Annotated in this window: 10 protein-coding genes and 1 pseudogene; 9 read left to right on the top strand and 2 right to left on the bottom strand. The window is 63.6% G+C overall.

The genetic code is table 11. From position 1 onward, the window contains the following. Positions 1–152 precede the first annotated feature (152 nt). The 4 genes from pilM (at position 153) to AXK11_RS07885 (ending at position 9,698) form a co-directional block, all read left to right on the top strand. On the top strand, positions 153–1,877 hold the full coding sequence (gene pilM / locus AXK11_RS07900; protein WP_068631022.1) for a pilus assembly protein PilM: 1,725 nt from the start codon (positions 153–155) through the stop codon (positions 1,875–1,877). Then, positions 1,852–3,615, top strand: a complete 1,764-nt coding sequence (locus AXK11_RS07895) for an Amuc_1100 family pilus-like protein (RefSeq protein WP_231865808.1) — start codon at positions 1,852–1,854, stop codon at positions 3,613–3,615. The genes pilM and AXK11_RS07895 overlap by 26 nt, the downstream gene beginning before the upstream one ends. Before the next feature lie 298 nt (positions 3,616–3,913). Beyond that, positions 3,914–6,709: a TonB-dependent receptor domain-containing protein gene (locus tag AXK11_RS07890; protein WP_197456849.1), complete on the top strand. Its 2,796-nt coding sequence runs from the start codon at positions 3,914–3,916 to the stop codon at positions 6,707–6,709. Between the two features lie 592 nt (positions 6,710–7,301). Beyond that, a complete protein-coding gene (locus AXK11_RS07885; protein ID WP_082781040.1) occupies positions 7,302–9,698 on the top strand; it encodes a TonB-dependent siderophore receptor in 2,397 nt (798 codons plus the stop codon). A 97-nt stretch (positions 9,699–9,795) separates the two neighbouring features. Here the strand turns inward: AXK11_RS07885 and AXK11_RS07880 are convergent, their stop codons facing one another. Then, positions 9,796–10,353, bottom strand: coding sequence for a D-sedoheptulose-7-phosphate isomerase (locus AXK11_RS07880; RefSeq protein ID WP_068631015.1), 558 nt, complete (start codon positions 10,351–10,353; stop codon positions 9,796–9,798). 494 nt (positions 10,354–10,847) lie between these two features. On the opposite strand from AXK11_RS07880, the gene recF reads away from it, so the two are divergent. The 4 genes and pseudogenes from recF (at position 10,848) to AXK11_RS07860 (ending at position 13,890) form a co-directional block, all read left to right on the top strand. Next, entirely contained in the window at positions 10,848–12,185 is a 1,338-nt protein-coding gene (gene recF, locus AXK11_RS07875) for a DNA replication/repair protein RecF (protein ID WP_068631013.1), read from the top strand. Then, entirely contained in the window at positions 12,182–12,997 is an 816-nt protein-coding gene (locus AXK11_RS07870; protein ID WP_068631011.1) for a sulfite exporter TauE/SafE family protein, read from the top strand. Before recF ends, AXK11_RS07870 begins: the two co-directional genes overlap by 4 nt. Positions 12,998–13,039: 42 nt before the next feature. Next, positions 13,040–13,225 (top strand): annotated as a pseudogene (locus AXK11_RS10095) (YggS family pyridoxal phosphate-dependent enzyme); the annotation flags it as partial. 41 nt (positions 13,226–13,266) lie between these two features. Further along, the gene (locus AXK11_RS07860; RefSeq protein ID WP_068631007.1) at positions 13,267–13,890 is read left to right on the top strand and encodes a crossover junction endodeoxyribonuclease RuvC; all 624 of its coding nucleotides are present in this window, start codon (positions 13,267–13,269) and stop codon (positions 13,888–13,890) included. A 390-nt stretch (positions 13,891–14,280) separates the two neighbouring features. On the opposite strand, the gene AXK11_RS07855 is transcribed toward AXK11_RS07860, so the two are convergent. Beyond that, positions 14,281–16,023, bottom strand: a complete 1,743-nt coding sequence (locus AXK11_RS07855) for a SulP family inorganic anion transporter (RefSeq protein ID WP_068631005.1) — start codon at positions 16,021–16,023, stop codon at positions 14,281–14,283. A 30-nt stretch (positions 16,024–16,053) separates the two neighbouring features. On the opposite strand from AXK11_RS07855, the gene AXK11_RS07850 reads away from it, so the two are divergent. Then, entirely contained in the window at positions 16,054–17,046 is a 993-nt protein-coding gene (locus AXK11_RS07850; RefSeq protein WP_231865807.1) for a 5'-3' exonuclease, read from the top strand. Positions 17,047–17,335: the final 289 nt, after the last annotated feature.

Below are 17,335 nucleotides of genomic sequence, written 5' to 3'. Positions count from 1 at the left end.
CGAGCGCGTCCCGCATGGAGCCCTCAATGCGCTTCGCCACGCGTCCGGGTGGGGAGCCGTCTTTTATGAATGACAGGTGTGTTTGTGAGGCCAAGGTGGCGGGCGCCCCGAGTGACTGACAGGTGAGTGGGGCTGCGAGAACTCCCCGCCCCATGAGAGCCCAGCAACAGGTCGTGATTGAGTGTGGCGCGGCTCATGTCTCGGTCGCCGTGTTTTCGGCCGGCAGTGGGGCGCCCGCGAGTGCGCGGCATGCGCCTTTCCCGGGGCGCGCTCCTGCGCTGCGGCGGGTGGCTTGCGCGCGCGAAAACTTTGTTACTTCACCCGCTCACAGCGCGGCTTGGCCCATGCAGGTGGCCGCCGCGCTGGAAGTCGCGCTCTCCAGCTTGCGGATAAAAAAAGGAAGCGCCTGCCGCCTGTGTCTGCCGGGGCATCTTGTCCTCACCAAGCGCGTGGCGACGCCGCTGGTCGCCGTTGAGAAGCGCACAGCGGCACTGCATTTTGAGGCAGTACAACATATTCCTTTTGCGCTCGATGAGGTGGCTTGGGGCGCGCTTGAGCTCGGCAGCGCGGGCGGCGAGCTCGATTTGCTTTTGGCGGCGGCCAGGCTCGAGGCGCTGGAGCCGCTTTGTGCAGCAGTCGAGTCGGCAGGGCTAATCCCTTGCGCTTGCGAACCGGCTGCTCTCGCATTGTGGCGGGCCATCGCGCTGACGCAGCGCACTGGCGACGCTGCTGACGCCAAGTCATCGCTGTTCGTCGACGTCGGGGCGCGCTCGACGCAGGTCGTTTTATTCAACCGGGAAACGGGGGCGCTTGGGCTGCGCACAATCGCGCTTGGGGGAAATTCGCTGACGGCTGCGATTGCCCAAAAACTCGGGATCGATTTTGCGGACGCAGAAGCACTCAAGGTGAGCGGCTCCGTTTTTGACGGTGGCTCCAGCGCGGTGAACGGCCTGCCCGGGTCAGCAGCGGTGCAAAACTGCTTCGCGGAGTTTTCGGCCAGGCTGGCGGCCGAGCTCACGCTGACGCAGCTCGCGTACTTGCGGCAGCCGCAGGCCGAGCCGCCAACGCATATCCATATGTGCGGTCGCGGCAGTCTTCTGCCCGGGCTTCGGGAGAAAGTCAGTGCTGCGCTCAAGCTTCCTGTGGCCGAGTTTCCCATCCCTGCTGCGCTCCAGATTTCCCCGGAGGCATCGATGCCCGGCGCACCCGCTGCGGGCGACTTGTTCGCGTCCTACGGCTGCGCAGTCGGAGCGTTTTTACCGGCTGCGCAACGGCTCGACCTCTTGCCGCCGCAACGGCGCGCGCAACGCGAAGCGCGGCGGCGGCGCCCGTGGGGCTTGGCCGCTGCGGCCATTCTTGCGCTTCTCCCTGCGCCGTTACTCGTCCGGCAGCGCGCTGCGATTGCGCGAGCCCACGCGCAGTCGATGGCCATCGACACGGCCACGGCCCCGCTGTTGCGCTTGAGTGCGAGTAATGCGGCTGCGGAAGCGCGCTTGGGCGAATTACAGGCCCGACTCGCCCAAGTGCGCGCGCTCGACGCGGAGCGGACGCTCTGGCTCCGCTTTTTGGCCGATCTTCAAGCGCGGTTGACCGAGGTCGGCGATGTGTGGCTGGAGCGGCTGCATTATGCGGGAACCGCGGATGCTGAGGCTGAGGCGGAGTTAGCAGCGTCCGGCAACTTGGGCGCAACCACCGCGGCTGCCCGTGTGGAAATCGGTGGTTGGCTTCTGGAGAGCCGCCCAGCGGACGAGGCGACACAACGGCTTTTCGACGCACTCCAGTCTTCCGCGTTTGTGCAACGGATCGAGCGCGAGCGCTACGACCGCAGCCGCCCGGGCGTGATCCATTTCGATGCAGAGCTCCTCATCAACCCCTAGCAGCCGCTCTAGCCCCATCCTCATTTTGAAGCTCAGCTTCCCACATCTTCGTCCGGGCGGACTTCCTGCGTTACTCGCGGCAGCCGCACTCGTTTTTGCGGGACAAGTTTTGTGGCTTGTCTGGGGCGCAACAACCTTGCGCAAAACCGGGTCACAACTCGCGGCCAAGCAACGCCAACTCGTCGCGCTTGAGCAAGCGCAGCCTGCCCCCACGCAGGCGGTCGCCGATGCACTTGAGGCCGACATTGCCGCCGCGCGCCTCGCCCTGCGCGAGGCGGAGGCCCTGTGGCGCGACAACGCGGTTACGCGTGCGCTTTCGGCCCGCCCGGGAAACGGTGAGGCAACTGCCGCCGCGCCGCCGCTCACCCGCCGTGCCGCGTATTTCGACCTCGCGCGCTATCGCCAGGATATGATCCGCCTCGCGCAAGGTCACGGGGTGGAGCTCAGCACTGAGCCGCACTTTGGTTTCAGCGACTACGCCAACGAAGGCCCCGCCGAGGCGGATATCCTCCGCGTCTACAAACAGCGACTCGTCCTTGAGCAGGTCGTGGGCGCGCTCCTGCACAGCCGTCCGCAACGATTGCTCGCAGTCAGTCGCGCAAGTGCTGATGCCGATTCACCGGCAGCGACTGTGGCAGCTTGGGGCGAGGTGAACGCGAGCAACCTTGGGCTGCGCGCTGAAGGCTCGCGCGCTGCGTTTCAAATCCGCTTTCGCGGGCGCACCGCCGCCTTGCGCGATTGGTTAAACGCGCTGGCCCGCGCCCGCCTGCCCGTCGTCGTTCGCAGCATCACAGTCGAGCCCGCCGCTGAGCGGCAGCGTGTGCCTGGCGGGGCGGGCTTGCGTTCTTCTTTGCCCGCTCAACACGAAACTGCCGAGGACGGCTTCGAGCTCCTCGCAAGGCCGACCGACAGCGACTTTCTGGTGACGCTCGACTATGTGGAGTTTTCTGCAAACGAGGCCGAGCCAGATCGTCGGGCAGCAGCTACCGGGGAAATCGCTGAGCCCGCCGCCGACACGGATAATGCGACCCCAGTCGACAACACGTTTTCCCCGCCGCAGTGGGCCGCCGCTCAACCGCAGCGGCGCGGCGCGCAGTGGCTTTTCGACCTCTTCACTCCGCCCGAGATTTTTTACCATGCCGAGTCGCGGCAGTTTCGTGTTACAGCGGCTCAAGGCTCGGCCGAGGGGCCGGTCGCCTCTGCTGCGCTCGCGCTTGCAGGGCCCGGTCGCGACCACGTGCCCCGACTCCTTGAGCTGAGATACGAAGACTACCCACTGCAAGTGAGCGGCTACCTCAGCAACGGGGCGGGGGAGGCACCCATAGGGCTTTTTGAAAACCTCCAAAATGGCGAAACCCTGCTCCTGCGCTCGGGAGATCAAGTGCCGTCGCTCGGTGTCGAAATTCTCGCCCTGCAAGTGGAGGCCGCTCCGGAACCTCCCGAGCGCATGACACTGCGCCCACCGCGAGCTACCGCCACAATCCGCGCCGCGACAGGTGAGCAACTGATCCTGCGCGAAGGCGAACGAGCGAAAGGTCATCGCTTGGTGGCTCGACTCGAAATGGACGGCCAAAATCGCGACCTGCGCGAAGGAGAGACCTGGCAGAGCCCCGACGGCCACTCACTCGAAGTCGAAAAAATCGAGCCCGTGCCCTCGCCGCGCGTTCTCCTGAAACACCACCGCCCCGATGGCTCCCCGCCCGAAACCACCTGGCTGGAACTCGACAGTCCGCAGTAAGCCATTCTGGAAAAGAAAGAAAATCGAAGGCCCTTTTAGGGGAAAAGGCCGCGGGCTTGTTTGGCGTGGGCGACGAGGCGGCGGTTGAATTGGTATTTGGCGCGTTGGGCCTCAGGGCACTGCATTAGAGCGGAGGGGATTTGGGAGTGGGGGTAGTAGCGGTTTTTCTAAGATATAAATGGGATTTATTCTCATTGATTGGGCAGGGGTTTTTACCCGCTTTGGGCGGTTACTTATTATGAGTAATCGTTATGCTCGTCCCCTTGTTCGTAGTCAAAATCGCCTCCTGCTGGTATTAATGATGCTTTTCGGCATGACGGCTGGCGGTACTACGGCGGCACTGGCGCAGCGGGTTGAGGCTCGTTTGCCGGGCTCCCCCGCAGAGGGGGGGAGCAATGCCGGAAGCGGTGACGATGTTTTGGTTTTGGCGGCGTTTGAGGTTTCGGGCGATCAGGTGGAGCGCACGGCTTACGAGGGGAATATGGATCTGATGCGCACGGAGTACGATGTGCAGCCTTACTCGATCATCGGCCGCGAGTACATCAGCCGTTCGGGCGCGACGACGGTCGAGGATTTGCTGCGCCAGCAGTTGACGATGAGCACGGCGTTTTCGTCGGGCGCGCAGAGCGCGACGGGTTATGGCGGCAGTGCGAGCAGCTTTAGCCTGCGCGGGCTGAGCTCGGCCGAGACGCTGGTGCTGATCAACGGGCGGCGGGTCGCAGGCGTAGGCCGCAGTGCGAGTACGGAGGCGAGCGATCAGCCTGACCTCAACGGCATTCCGCTGGCGGCGATTGAGCGGATCGAGGTGCTGCCTGCTTCGGCTTCGGCGATCTACGGCGCGAGTGCCTTGGGCGGCGTGATCAATGTGGTGCTGCGCCGCGGGTACAGCGGGCACGAGTTTAACACGCGCTACGAAACGACCGACGATGGGCACGCCTCGATCGAGACTTTTAACTGGACGTCGAGTTTCCAGTTTGAGGGCGGGCGCAGCGAGTTGCTGATCTCGGCGCAGTATCAGGACACGCGGGCACTGTATGTGCATCAGCGCGATTTCAGGCAGAAGGGCCGCCAGCGGATTTTGGAAAACGATCCGGCGGCATTTTACACCGACGCGGGGACGACGGGCAACCCGCCTTGGGGCGCGCTGGTAAACATCCGCAGTCGCGATGGGAGCCCGCTTTTCGGGCCGGGCTCGTCGCACTTTACACACATCCCGCTGGGCTATCGCGGTTGGCAGATCGACGGGCTCCAGCCGTTGATCGACAATCAGGGGACCTACAACCTCGACCTCGCGCGCGGCATGGCGAGCGGCTTCTCTGCCGACGAGGAGCTGATCGGTGCCTCGCGCTCAAAGTCCTTTAGCCTGAACGGGAGCCGCGAGATGACGGAGCGGCTGCGCGTGTTTCTCGACGGCGGCTACTCTCACAGTGAGCAAAATCCGTATGACACGTGGTATGGTGCGCGAGTGGTGACTCTCGCGGCGGACTCGCCGAACAATCCCTTTGGCCAAGATGTTGCCGTCGCGTATCCGGTGCGCAATGCCGACCGCCGAAACAGCTCCGAGGTGAATACCACGATCCGCGGCGAGCGCGTGGCGCTGGGCTTCGAGTACGAGCTGCCGCGCGATTGGCGCCTGGTGGGCAACTACTCGTGGAGTCACTCGGTTAACCACCACATGTACTTGACGCGGCACGGCAGCCCGACGCGTGAAGAGGCGATTCACGACGGGATCCTGGATGTGCTGCGCGATACGACTTCGTTTCCGACGCTGATCGATGATTATGCGGCGCCCCTGCACCGGCTCACCAACTCGTGGTCGGGAGATAGTACGCTGCGACTCGCGGGGACGCTGGGCGAGGGCTGGTGGTACGGAGGGGCGATCACGCTGGCGAGCGGGGTTGAGCATCGGGAGCTGCGCAGCTCCAATGTAGCGGGCAGCAGCAGCGACCTGCACCCGCCGCCGACCTATCGCCGCCAGCAAACCGACAGCTTTTACGCCGAGACGAGCGTGCCGCTCGTCCACGCGGGCCGCAGCATCCGCGCGTTGTACGCGCTGGACGCACAAGTCGCCGTGCGGCACGAGCGCTACAATGTGGAGTCGGTCGGCAGCGAGTACGACACGACGGTGCCCACTTTCGGGTTTCGCTGGCTGCCAGTGCAGGAGCTGATCCTGCGCACCTCGTACGGGCGGGGCTTTCGCGCGCCGACTTATGCGCAGCTCACCGTGCCCACTTTTTCCACGAGCCTGAGCACGGTGAACGATCCGCGCCGCGGCGGCGAGGCAGTCGAGGTCCGTCGGCTGACTGGCGGGAATCCCGACATCGTGCCGGAGACCTCGCGCAACCTGAACATCGGCCTCGTGTGGAGTCCGCGCGCGGTGCCCGGGCTGCGCCTGAGTGCCGACTGGTTTAAAATCGAGAAACGCAACAACATCACCTCGCCCGGCACGCAGACGATCCTCGACGAAGAAGCACTCTTCCCCCACCGCGTGATCCGCGCCGCTCCCGATCCGGGCGACCCCTACGGCGTGGGGCAGGTTCTCGAAGTCCACACCTACTCGATGAACATGCTGATGCTGGAAACCTCGGGGATCGACCTCGGTGCGCGCTATCGACTGCAAACCGGCTCGGCGGGCGATTTTGAGACTGCCATAAATGCGACCCTGTCGGACTACTACCGCACTCAGACCTCGGTGACCTCGGGCGTGATCAACCGCCTGGGCGTGCCCTCCTACAGCGGCCCGCTGGAGAAGCGGATCAACGGCAGCCTTAGCTGGAACCGCCGCCAGTGGAACATCGGCTGGGCCACGCAGTACTACGGCAGTTACCGGCTCAGCCCAACCGGTCGGGGCAGCACGACCTCGATTCGCAGGCAAGGCGGGCCGCGCGTCGCCAGTCAGATTTACCACGACCTCTTCGTGCGCTACCGGCTCGCCGCGCGCCGCCGCGCCCTCTCCAACGTGGAGCTGACGCTCGGAGTGAAGAACGTCTTCGACAAAGCCCCGCCCGTGGACATGTCGCGCAGCTACTACTACAGCACCTTCGGCGACCCACGCCTGCGCCGCCTCTACGCCAACGTGAAGAAAACGTTTTAGCAGGAAAAGGCGCGCCCAGCCTTGCTCGCGATATCGAGGAATGGGCCAGCCCTGCTTGGGCAAAACCGCTCGTGTCCATGACCGCAGTTTGGCTGCGGGAGGGCCACTGAGTGAGCGCTCTTGAAATAAAAGTTTGCGCTCCGAAATTTTTGTCACATCGGGTCTGCGCGGTTTCCCCAACCGTTCCCCCCTAGCACCCCAATGCCCCTTGTTTGGACAACTCTGTTGAGTCGCGCCTGCTTAGGCTCTGCACTTGCTTGCGCCGGGGGCTGGCAGCAGACACGCAGTGTCTGCTCAGAGCTTGGGCCGCTGTCGAGCTGTCGAGCTGTCGAGCTGTCGAGCTGTCGAGCTCATGTTGACGCGCTGACTCGCCCGTCAAGTAGGGATTTCGCCCTTTTTTCAGAGGGGCAAGCGGCTCTGCTTGCCGCATCTGTTTTTCATGAGTGGCCGCGTTCAGGAGGCGGCCTTTCGCATTCCCACCCGCTGCACTCGCCGGCCCCGTGCGAGCAGCGGGCTTTTTCGTGCCTTTCCCCAAGCCGCTGAGTTTTCAGAGCGGTTTCTGTAAACCATAACCCCAACCCCTAAAAAGCATATGAAACGACAAGCTTGGCTTGTGCCTGCATTACTCGCTTTGGGCCTGCCACTAGCAGGGCACGCCCAGAGCGTAAATCCCCGAGACTCACTCCTCGACCAGTCCGCCACAGAAGAGTTTGTAGAGCTTCCTGTATTCGGCGTATCCTCTGATCGGGTAGATGGCTACCGTGCGGTCGACTCTTCTACGGCACGTATACGCCGAGAGTTGATCGATACTCCGACTACCATCAATGTTATCACCAGTGAGTTCATGGATGATATCGGTGCGGCCTCCATCACCGATGCGATCATGTACGTTTCCGGTGTCGGCCCTGCTCCGATGTCTGGACTGGCTGGCCTGCGTGACGATGTGATGATTCGCGGTTTTCAAGCCCACATGCGCACCATTGATGGCTTTGTCGGGTTCGGCTCCTTTCAGGCCTCGATTGACCCCGCGGTTATCGAGCGTGCTGAAGTGCTGAAGGGCCCCAATGAGTTTCTCGTCCCTCAAGGTGAGCCCGGCGGTGGTTACAATGTTGTTACCAAGTCGCCGCTGTTTGACCCGTTTAACGAGGTTAAGGTCGAGGTTGCGGATAACTACTTTGGAAATAGAGCCGTATTCGATATGACCGACCGCGTCCCGGGAACCGAAAACTTTGCCTGGCGCATTATTGGCTCATGGCGCGATTCTCCTTCCTATGTTCCGGGCAGGCTTATCAACAAGACGCTGAACCCCATGCTTACATGGAGGCCCTCCTCCTCTACTCAGCTAAAAGTTAAAGTAAACCTCTTTAACTGGAGACAAACGGGTCGGCAGGCAGGTAACCATAATACCCTGCGGATCCGGGATGATGTCCCCCACGGTACTGTTATCTCTGTAGATGACATTGATCCTCGGACAAAGCCTGACTCTGCAAATGGCCACGCAGACTGGAAATATAAGGATGTAAAACCCCGGCGTGTGACGACTGAGTTTACCACCAAGCTTTGGGAGCAGGTCAGTCTACGTGTCGCTGGGCTCTACGAATATCGCCCGTACTACTACTTTCAGGGAGGTACCCGTTTAGATGTGGATTGGGGCGGGACCCGAATCAATCCCCTGACAGGTGAGTATAGCCCTACCGAAACCTGGACCCGCCTGGACCCGCTCCAACCTTACGATCCAGTAACCAATCCGCTTATTACTGCTCCTTACAATCCTGTTCTTAATAGTGTGGCACTGTATGAAGAAGAGAACTACAACTACGCAGAGGAGGTTCACTACCAAGCTGATCTGTACGGTGGATTTGATTTCGGAAACTTCAGGGGTGCTCCCTTGGGTACATTTAGTGCGGCAGTCGGGGCATCCTACGGGAGTGGGCATAGCGAAAACAAGTGGGTTCATCAAGTCCCCAAACAAGAAGATATTACCGGAAGTCCCTATTTCGATTTTGATAACCGGTGGAGTTTTGTCCCACCTCGCCCTCAGAAGAGCTCGGACGAGAAGAGGGTAGACGTGCACACGGCAAACCCCAAGACGAGGAGGTCACAGTTCTACATCAATACGCAAACCGACTTCTTCCAGAAGCGGTTCCAGATTAACCTGGGGCTCACCCATCGCCAGCAGCGGAGCGAAGGAGATATAAACTATACCACTGAAAACTTCACCAGGAACTATAGCACGGTAAAAAAGACAACCCCCACCGTCGCTGCGCTCTATAAAGTAACTCCACAGACTTCTGTTTATGCGGCTCACACCAAAAACTCCGATCCGGGACGTCACTGGAATGGATCTGAAGATGTCGATCACTGGAGCGATGGCCGGATGTATGAGGTTGGCGCGAAGCAGGAGTTTTTCAACAGGCGCTTGTTTGTTACGGGGTCCTACTTCGATATAGCCAAGACCAATATCGTATCGGGGCATCCTGACAACTGGCAGTTTCCTGAGGGGAGTCAGGACCGATTTGCCGATATTCTTTCGGATCGGTCTACCAAGGGATTTGAGTTCGATGTGACCGGAGCCATTACGCCTAACCTCAGTGCGGTTGCCAGTTATACCAAGATGAAGGTTCGTGATGAGCGCGGCCAGCCGATGTGGAATGCCGCAGAGGTGATGTATAACGCCATGGTCAAGTATAGCTTCAGGAATGGCCCCGCAACGGGCTTAAACCTGAACTTCGGCTTCAATCACGTAGGTAAGGTCGCCCCGGAGGGAAGTCGTATGACCGACCTGGGCGTGTTGATTACGCCCGAGTTCTATGTTCCTGCCCGGACGATATTCAATGCTGGAGCTTCGTATAAATATCGTTCTGTGAGTTTCCAGCTCAACGTGGAGAACGTGTTTGACAGGAGAATCGTTTGGGCTGCCCAAGGGCGCGAAAGTGTTGGCATTCACCCCAAGCGTAACATCCGCCTGACTACGAGTTATAGCTTTTAAGAGCGGTCGCTCTTAAAACATCATTTGAGATCAGCGGGCCACTATAGTGGCCCGCTTTTTTTGGGGGAGTTTTCTTCGTACTTCACCAGCTGCGTTTTTAGCTGTGGGTGGAGTCGATGAGTTCGCAGAAGTAGTGGATCAGGAACAAGTGGGCCTCCTGGCAGGCGGCGGCGTTTTCGCTCGGGATGGTGAGGGCGCAGCCAGCGAGTGGGGCGGCGGCTCCGCCTCCGCGGCCGAGGAGCGCGATGCTTTGCAGGCCGAGGGCCTTGGCTTCGTGCAGGGCGGCTACGATATTGGGCGAGTTGCCGCTGGAGCTGATTGCCACGACGAGGTCGCCGGGGCGGGCGAGGCCGGCGATTTGGCGCGCGAAGACTTGGTCAAAGCCGTAGTCGTTGCCGATGCAACTGAGCAGCGAGCCGTCGGAGGAGAGCGAGATGGCGGGGAGCGCGGCGCGGCTTTTCTTGTAGCGGCCGACGAGCTCGGTCGCGAAGTGGGCGGCCTCGGCCGCGCTGCCGCCATTGCCACAAATGAGGAGCTTTTTGTCGTGTCGGAGCGTTCCGAGGATGAGCTCGGCGGCGCGGTCGATTTGGGGGCGGATGCTGTGCAGGGCCCGCAGGGCGGCGACGCTGGAGTCGATGGCGGCAGCAAAGGTCATGGCTCGTGTAGCTAATGCGGAAGCCGCCAGCCGCAAAGCTAAACGCTCGGCCAGGCTGGTGCCTTGTTGCTCAGGAAAATCGGAACTCCACTGCGCGTGGGGCGGTGGCGTGGCGCCACGTGCCATTCAATTTGCGATTTTGCTGCGTGCGCTTCGCGCCCGCACAAAATCGCAAATTGAAAGAACCATCCCCCAGTCGCGTTGCGACTGGGGGGGGGCAAAAAAGCGAATGAAGCGGGGAACCCATTGGGGCGCGCCGAAAAAGTTTATGGGTTAAATTCCCACCTGACCGCCGGTCATGGATTTCATTCTACTGTGCGGCTTGCTGTCGGGCGGAACGCCCGACGGGCAAGCCGCACAGTAAATGGGTGCAGGCACCGCCTGCCGCCCCGCGCGTAGCGGAAGAGCCTGCTGTTTGGTTTGGCCCGCGTGTGCTGCAAAAGGAAGGGTAGACACGGGGGGCGGAGCTGGTTCGCTCTGCGCTTCCCCCAACCATGCGCTTGCGCCAGATCACGCTTCAGGATTTTCGGAACATCCCGCTGGCGCGTTTGGAGTTTCGCGGACGGCAGAGTTTTCTCTTGGGCCCCAATGGGCAGGGGAAAACGAATCTGCTGGAGGCGGCGGGGTTCATCACTGCGCTGCGCTCGTTTCGCACGCGCGAGCCGCGTTTGCTGGTCGGCCACGGGTCGCGGGAGGCCGCGATTCGCTGCGAGGTGGAGCACGAGGTGCACGGCGCGGTGGAGTTGTTGATCAAGCTGCGCGCGCAGGCGCGGGAGGGGCGCGAGCTGTGGCGAGATGGCGAGCGCGTGCCGCGGCTGGCGGGGCACTTGGGGGCGTTTCCGACGGTGGTGTTTTCGTCGCAGGATATGGCGCTTCTGCGCGGCGCACCGGCGCTGCGGCGGCGCTGGCTGGACTTGACGCTGTCGGCGATTGACGCGGACTACCTCGGCTTCCTGCAAAGCTATCATCGAGCCTTGGCGAATCGTAACAGCTTGCTGAAACGCGGGGCGGGAGGGGCGACGGACGGCGAGCTGGCGGCTTTTGAGCGGGCAATGGCTCCGGCGGCAGCACAGATCGTGGAGCGGCGGCGGGTGGGCTTGGCGGCCTTGGGGGAGCGTTTGCGTGTGGCGAGTGAGCGGCTCGGCGGTGCTGCCAACGAGGGGCGCGAAGCCGCGCTGCGCTACGCGCCGAACTTTGATCCGGGCGCAGGAGCGGCGCACACGGCGCCGCGCGGACAGGCGGCTGACCAAGGGGCTGTTCAGCCCGCCGCTGTTTCGGGTGAGGGGAGCACCGGGGCCGCGACAAGCGCACCTGCCCTCGCGGCGGCGTGGGTGGAGCGTTGGGCGCGTGGGCGGGAGCGCGACCGGCAGTTTCGCAGCACCTTGAGCGGGCCGCATCGCGACGATTTTGAGTTTTTGCACGGCGGCCTGGCCGCGAGCGATTACGCCTCGGAGGGGCAGCAGCGCGGGCTCGTCCTCGCGCTGCGGCTGGCGCAGGCGGCGTGGTTTCGCGAGAGGACGGGCCTGCGACCGGTGCTGCTGGCGGACGATGTGCTGGGCGAGCTCGATCCGGTGCGGCGGCAGCTTTTCTGGGAGGCGGTGGATCCCGACTCGCAGATGATCGCGACGGGCACTGCGCCGCCGGATGCCGCGCTGGGCGAGTGGCAATTGTTTCGCGTCAATCAGGGTGAATTTATGGAAGCAAGCCTCCCTCAGCCCCAGGCCCCGGTGGCGCATCTGGAGGCGCTGCGGACTCCTGTTCGCGCGACTGAGGAGAGGGCAGGTGCCCAATCTGCAGTCGGGGCTGTGGGGAATCAGGAGGTGCTGCCATGATCGCCGACTGGGGGCTGTGGGAGTGGATCCTGGCTGCGGCGTGTGCGCTGATCATCGGGATCTCGAAGACAGGGCTCGCGGGGCTGGGCATGCTGGCGATTGTGATGTTCGCCAATCTGATGCCCGCGAAACTGTCGTCGGGCTTTGTGCTGCCGATGTTGATCATGGGAGATTGCGTGGCGGTCGCGGCGTACCGGCGCGAGGCGCAGTGGGGGATGCTGCTGCGCCTGTTTCCGTGGACGGGGCTCGGCGTGCTCTGCGGCTACTTCGCGATGGGCCGGTTTAGCGACCGCGAGGCGGGTTTCTTTATCGGCGCAATCATCCTGGTGTTCATCGCGGTGCACGTGTGGCGGCAGCGGCGTGCGGCGCAGCAACGGGCGGCCCGGCCCGCGGCGGGCGAGGGGCGGGAGGGCGGCACGACCGGCGAGGCAGCCGAGCCGGAGCACGGGCTGTGGTTTGTGGCGACCTTTGGCATCATGGCGGGCTTCACGACCTTGGTGGCCAATGCGGCGGGGCCGATCATGGCGATTTACCTGTTGGCGATGCGGCTGCCGAAGATGCAGTTCATGGGCACGGCGGCTTACTTTTACCTGCTGATGAACTGCTTCAAAGTGCCCTTCATGATCGACCTGGGGCTGATCAATTGGGCGAGCGCAAAGGGGAACCTGCTCCTCGCGCCTGCGGTGCTCATCGGCACGGTGATCGGTCGCGCGATCCTGCACCGGATCAACCAGCGGCTTTTTGAGAATATCGCACTGCTGCTCTCGGTCGCGGCCGGACTGAACTTGCTGTATCGCTCGTGGAGCGGCTGAGTTTTCCCTCAATGCCGAAGCCAAGCTCCACCTGCTCCCGTCATGTCCGCCCCTGATCCTGCCTCCTTATCTCTTTCGGTTGCCGAGCTGGGCGAAAACCTGGCCGCCGTGCAGGCGCGAATCAATGCGGCCTGCGCGCGCAGCGGGCGCGATCCGGCCTCGGTGCGGCTTGTGCCCGTGAGTAAAGCGAAATCGGTCGAAATGCTGCGCGCGGCTTACGCGGCGGGTGCCCCGGCGCCCGACCCGGAACCGAATGCGGAGGCCCCGCGATGAATGTGCGCCAGATGTGGAAGGCGAAGCTTGAGGGCTTGGCCGTGCCGCGAGCGGGCGGGCGGCGCGCGAGCGCGGCTGCTGCGGCAAGCTTCGCCGGCGACTCAGGCCGCCCCTCCCCCCTCTCCCGCACGGCATTTGAAGGGCAGGTACTGGGGATCGATCCCAGCTTGCGCGGGACGGGGCTGGCAGTGATCGAGTTTAGCGCGGGCCGGCCTCCGCTCTTGTTGCATTGTCGTACGGTCGCGATTCCGCAGCGCGTCCCGATGCCCGAAGCGCTGGCGCGGATCCACCGCGCGGTGTCGGAAGCGCTCGACGGGCGCAGCGTGCAGCATGTGGCAGTCGAGCAATCGATCTATGTGCAGAATTTCCAGACCGCGCAGATTCTCGGCTCGGCGCGCGGCGCGGCGATTGCGGCTGCGGCACTGCGCGAGCTGCCGATTTTTGAGTACGGCCCGACGCGGATCAAGCGGGCCATCGTCGGCACGGGCCGCGCTAGCAAAGAGCAAATGCAGCGGATGGTGATGAGCCTCGTAGGCCACGGCCGCACGCTCGCGCCCGACGAGGCCGACGCCGCAGGCGCGGCACTCTGCCACGCGTTCACTTATCGCGGCGAGCAGTAGCCTGGCCCACTGCGCGTGGGGCGGTGGCGTGGCGCCACGTGCCATTCAATTTGCGATTTTGCCCGTGCGCTTTGCGCCCGAACAAAATCGCAAATTTAAAGGACTCCCCCCTGTCGCGTTGCGACAGGCAGTCTTCGACTGTTTTTATGCGCGCGGCCTCGTAGGGCCGCGTCAGAGTGCGATGAAGTAAAAAAAGTCGGCGAAGCGGAGTACCCATTTGGGCGCGGCGAAAAGTTTACGGGTTAAACTCCTACCTGAGCTCAAGTCTGGGAGTTCATTCAACTGTGCGGCTTGTTAGTCGGGCGGGACGCCCGACAGCAAGCCGCACAGTAAATGGGTGCAGGCACCGCCTGCCGCCGCCCGCGTAGGGCAGTGCGGTCGTTGACCGGTTTACTTGGCGGTGAGGCATTCGTTGGCGCGGGTGAGGGCGGCGTCGAAGTGCGGGCGGATGTTTTGGCGGCCGAGTTTTTCGAGAAAGCCGGCCTTGCGCATCATCTCCAGCGGCTGGCGGTGTGGGCCGCTCAAGACGACTTGGCCGCCTGTGGCCTGCATGCGCTCGACGATTGATTCGAGCGCGTTGAGCGCGGTGGCATCCATCGCGGGGACGAGCTGCATGCGCAGGATCAGGACGCGCGGCAGCGGGCTGCTGCTCAGCAGCGCGTTTTCCATTTTCTCGGCGGCGCCGAAGAAGAACGGGCCAAAGATCCGGTACGCGACGACGCCCTCGGGGATGTCCTTGCCGTGGGCGATTTGCTCGGGGGTTTCGAGCTCGTCGCGCGCGGTCACGCGGCTGATCTCGGTGGTCTCGGCCATCCGCTTGATGAAGAGCACGCCCGCGAGCAGGACGCCGACCTGGACGGCGACCACGAGGTCGAAGATCACGGTGAGCGAGCAGGTCGTCAGCAGCACCAGCGCGTCGCTGCGCGGCATCTTTCCCAGCCGCGTGAGCTCGTGCCAATTTCCCATCCGCAGTGCGACGAAGATGAGGACGGCGGCGATGGCACCGATCGGCACGTACCGGGCGAGCGGCGCGAAAAACAGTACCACGAGCAGCAGCACCAGCGCATGCACGATCCCCGCGACCGGTGTGCGCGCGCCTGCTTTTACGTTGGCCGAGGTGCGGGCAATCGCGCCCGTGACGGGGATGCCGCCGAAGAAGGGGCACACCAGATTGGCGATGCCCTGGGCGACGAGCTCGGTGTTCGAGTCGTGCCGATCGTTGGCGAGCCCGTCCGCGACGACTGCCGAGAGCAGCGACTCGATCGCGCCCAGCAGGGCGATTGTGATCGCGGGCCCCATCAGCTCGCCGATCCGCGCGAGCGAGACCTGCGGCCAGGTCAGCGCCGGCAGCTCGCGCGGCAGCGCATCGGCCCCGAAGCGCGAGCCGATGGTCGCGACGCCTGCGCTGTTTCCCCAGTCGAGCAGCGCGACCACGAGCGCGGCCACAGCGATTGCCAGAATCGCCGCAGGCAGCCACGCGGCCTTGAAGCGTGCGGCATGGCGCGGCCAAAAAAACAGGATCGCCGCAGCCCCCAGCGCGACGCCGAGCGTGCGCCAGTTGAGCGCGGGCAGCTGGGCGAAGAGCCAGGCGATTTTCTCGAAAAACTCGCGCGGCGGCACGGCCTCGGCGGGCAGCCCGATGAAGCTCGGGAGCTGCCCCACGATGATCGCGATGGCGATCCCCGTCGTGAAGCCGCTGGTGACCGGATAGGGGATGAACTTGATCAAGGTGCCCAGCCCGCTGAGCCCCATCACCACGAGAATCGCCCCCGCCATGAGCGTCGCCAGCAGCAGGCCATCGTAGCCGTGCCGGTCGATGATCAGCAGGATCACCGTAACAAAGGCGGCGGTGGGCCCCGAGATCTGCACACGGCTGCCGCCGAGCAGCGATACGAGGAAGCCACCGATGATGGCCGTGAAAATCCCGATTGCGGGGATGGGGATCGGCGTCGCGACGCCCGGCGGGATGCTCGCCACGGCCAGCGCGAGCGCGAGCGGCAGTGCGATGAGCGCGACGGTGATGCCCGCGAGCCCGTCTGTGAGGAGTTGCCCTTTGCCAAAAGCCGCGCGCGGCAACGTAAACAGCCGCGGCCTGAACCGCCGCTTCAGCGAGGAGAGGAGAGTATCATTCATGGGGCAGAGCGGCAGACTCCATAGCACACAATGGGCACTCCGGCTAGCGCACAGCTCGGGGTAGAAATCGGCCCGCTTTGCGGCCTCGCCATGCAGGCGGCGGCGGGCTTGCGTGAGCGCTGCATGACGACCAAGTGGCTTCTCATCGATGGCTTTAACCTCGCATTCCGCGCGTTCTACGGGATGCCGGAGCTCACGCGCAGTCGGGATGGTTTTCCGACCGGCGCGCTACATGGCTGGGTGAAGTCGCTCTGGCGTTTGCTCGACAGTCAGGCACCGCGTGGCGCGCTCGTTTTCTTTGACCTCGGCGGCTCGCAAGAGCGGCTCGCGCTGCACCCCGAGTACAAGGCACAGCGCCGCGAGACGCCCGAGCCCCTGCAACAGCAGATCCCCGTCATCAAGCAGCTCACGCGCGCAATGGGCCTGGGCGGGATCGAGCGCGAGGGCGTGGAGTCCGACGACCTGCTCGCCGCACAAGCCGTGGCGCTGGCGCACAGTGGCGAGGCCGTGCAGGTCGTCAGTGCGGACAAGGATTTCGCACAGATCGTCGGCGAGCGGATCGAGCTGCTGCTGCCGCCACCTACGGCGAATCCGCGGCTCGGCTGGCGCAGCCTGGACCCCGCGGGCGTGGTCGAGAAGTTCGGCGTCACGCCCGCGCAGATCGCCGACTACCTCGCACTGGTGGGCGATACGTCGGACAACATCCCGGGGCTCGCAGGCGTCGGGCCAAAGACCGCCGCCAAGTGGTTGCAGGCGCACGGCTCGCTGGAGGGCGTCCTGGCCCACGCCGCGCAAATCAAGCCCGAGCGCTTCCGCGAAACACTCGCCGCCGAGGCGGAGCGGCTGCGGCTCAACCAGCAGCTCACACGCTTCGACCTCTCGCTGCCGACGCTCAGCCGCGCCGCCCTCGCGCAAGCCCAAGCAGTAAATCTGGGCGAGCTCCTCGGCTTGTTGGGCGAACTGGAAATGAATACCGCCCGCGCCGAAGCCACCCGCCGCTACGCCCAACCCGAGCTGTTTTGAGCTCGGCGCACCCGGCGCACCCGGCGCCCCAACGCGCGCACCGCTCATGAAGCGAGTCGAGGACACGGCCCAACGAGGCCGTGCCCAAAAAAAGAGCCTGCGGCTCCCCCTGCGCGGGGGGCGATGGCGTGGCGCCACGTGCCATTGAATTTGCGATTTTGCCCGTGCGCTGCGCGCCCGCACAAAATCGCAAATTTAACGGGACCTCCCCCAGTCGCGTTGCGACTGGGAAGAAACTCAAAATGCGGATGGGGGCGTAAACCCATTGGGGCGCGGAGAAATGGTTTTC

The organism is Cephaloticoccus primus, assembly GCF_001580015.1.
Lineage (GTDB): Bacteria > Verrucomicrobiota > Verrucomicrobiia > Opitutales > Opitutaceae > Cephaloticoccus > Cephaloticoccus primus.
The sequence above is the reverse complement of the archived record's forward strand: the minus strand, read 5'-3'. Positions and strand labels throughout refer to the sequence as shown.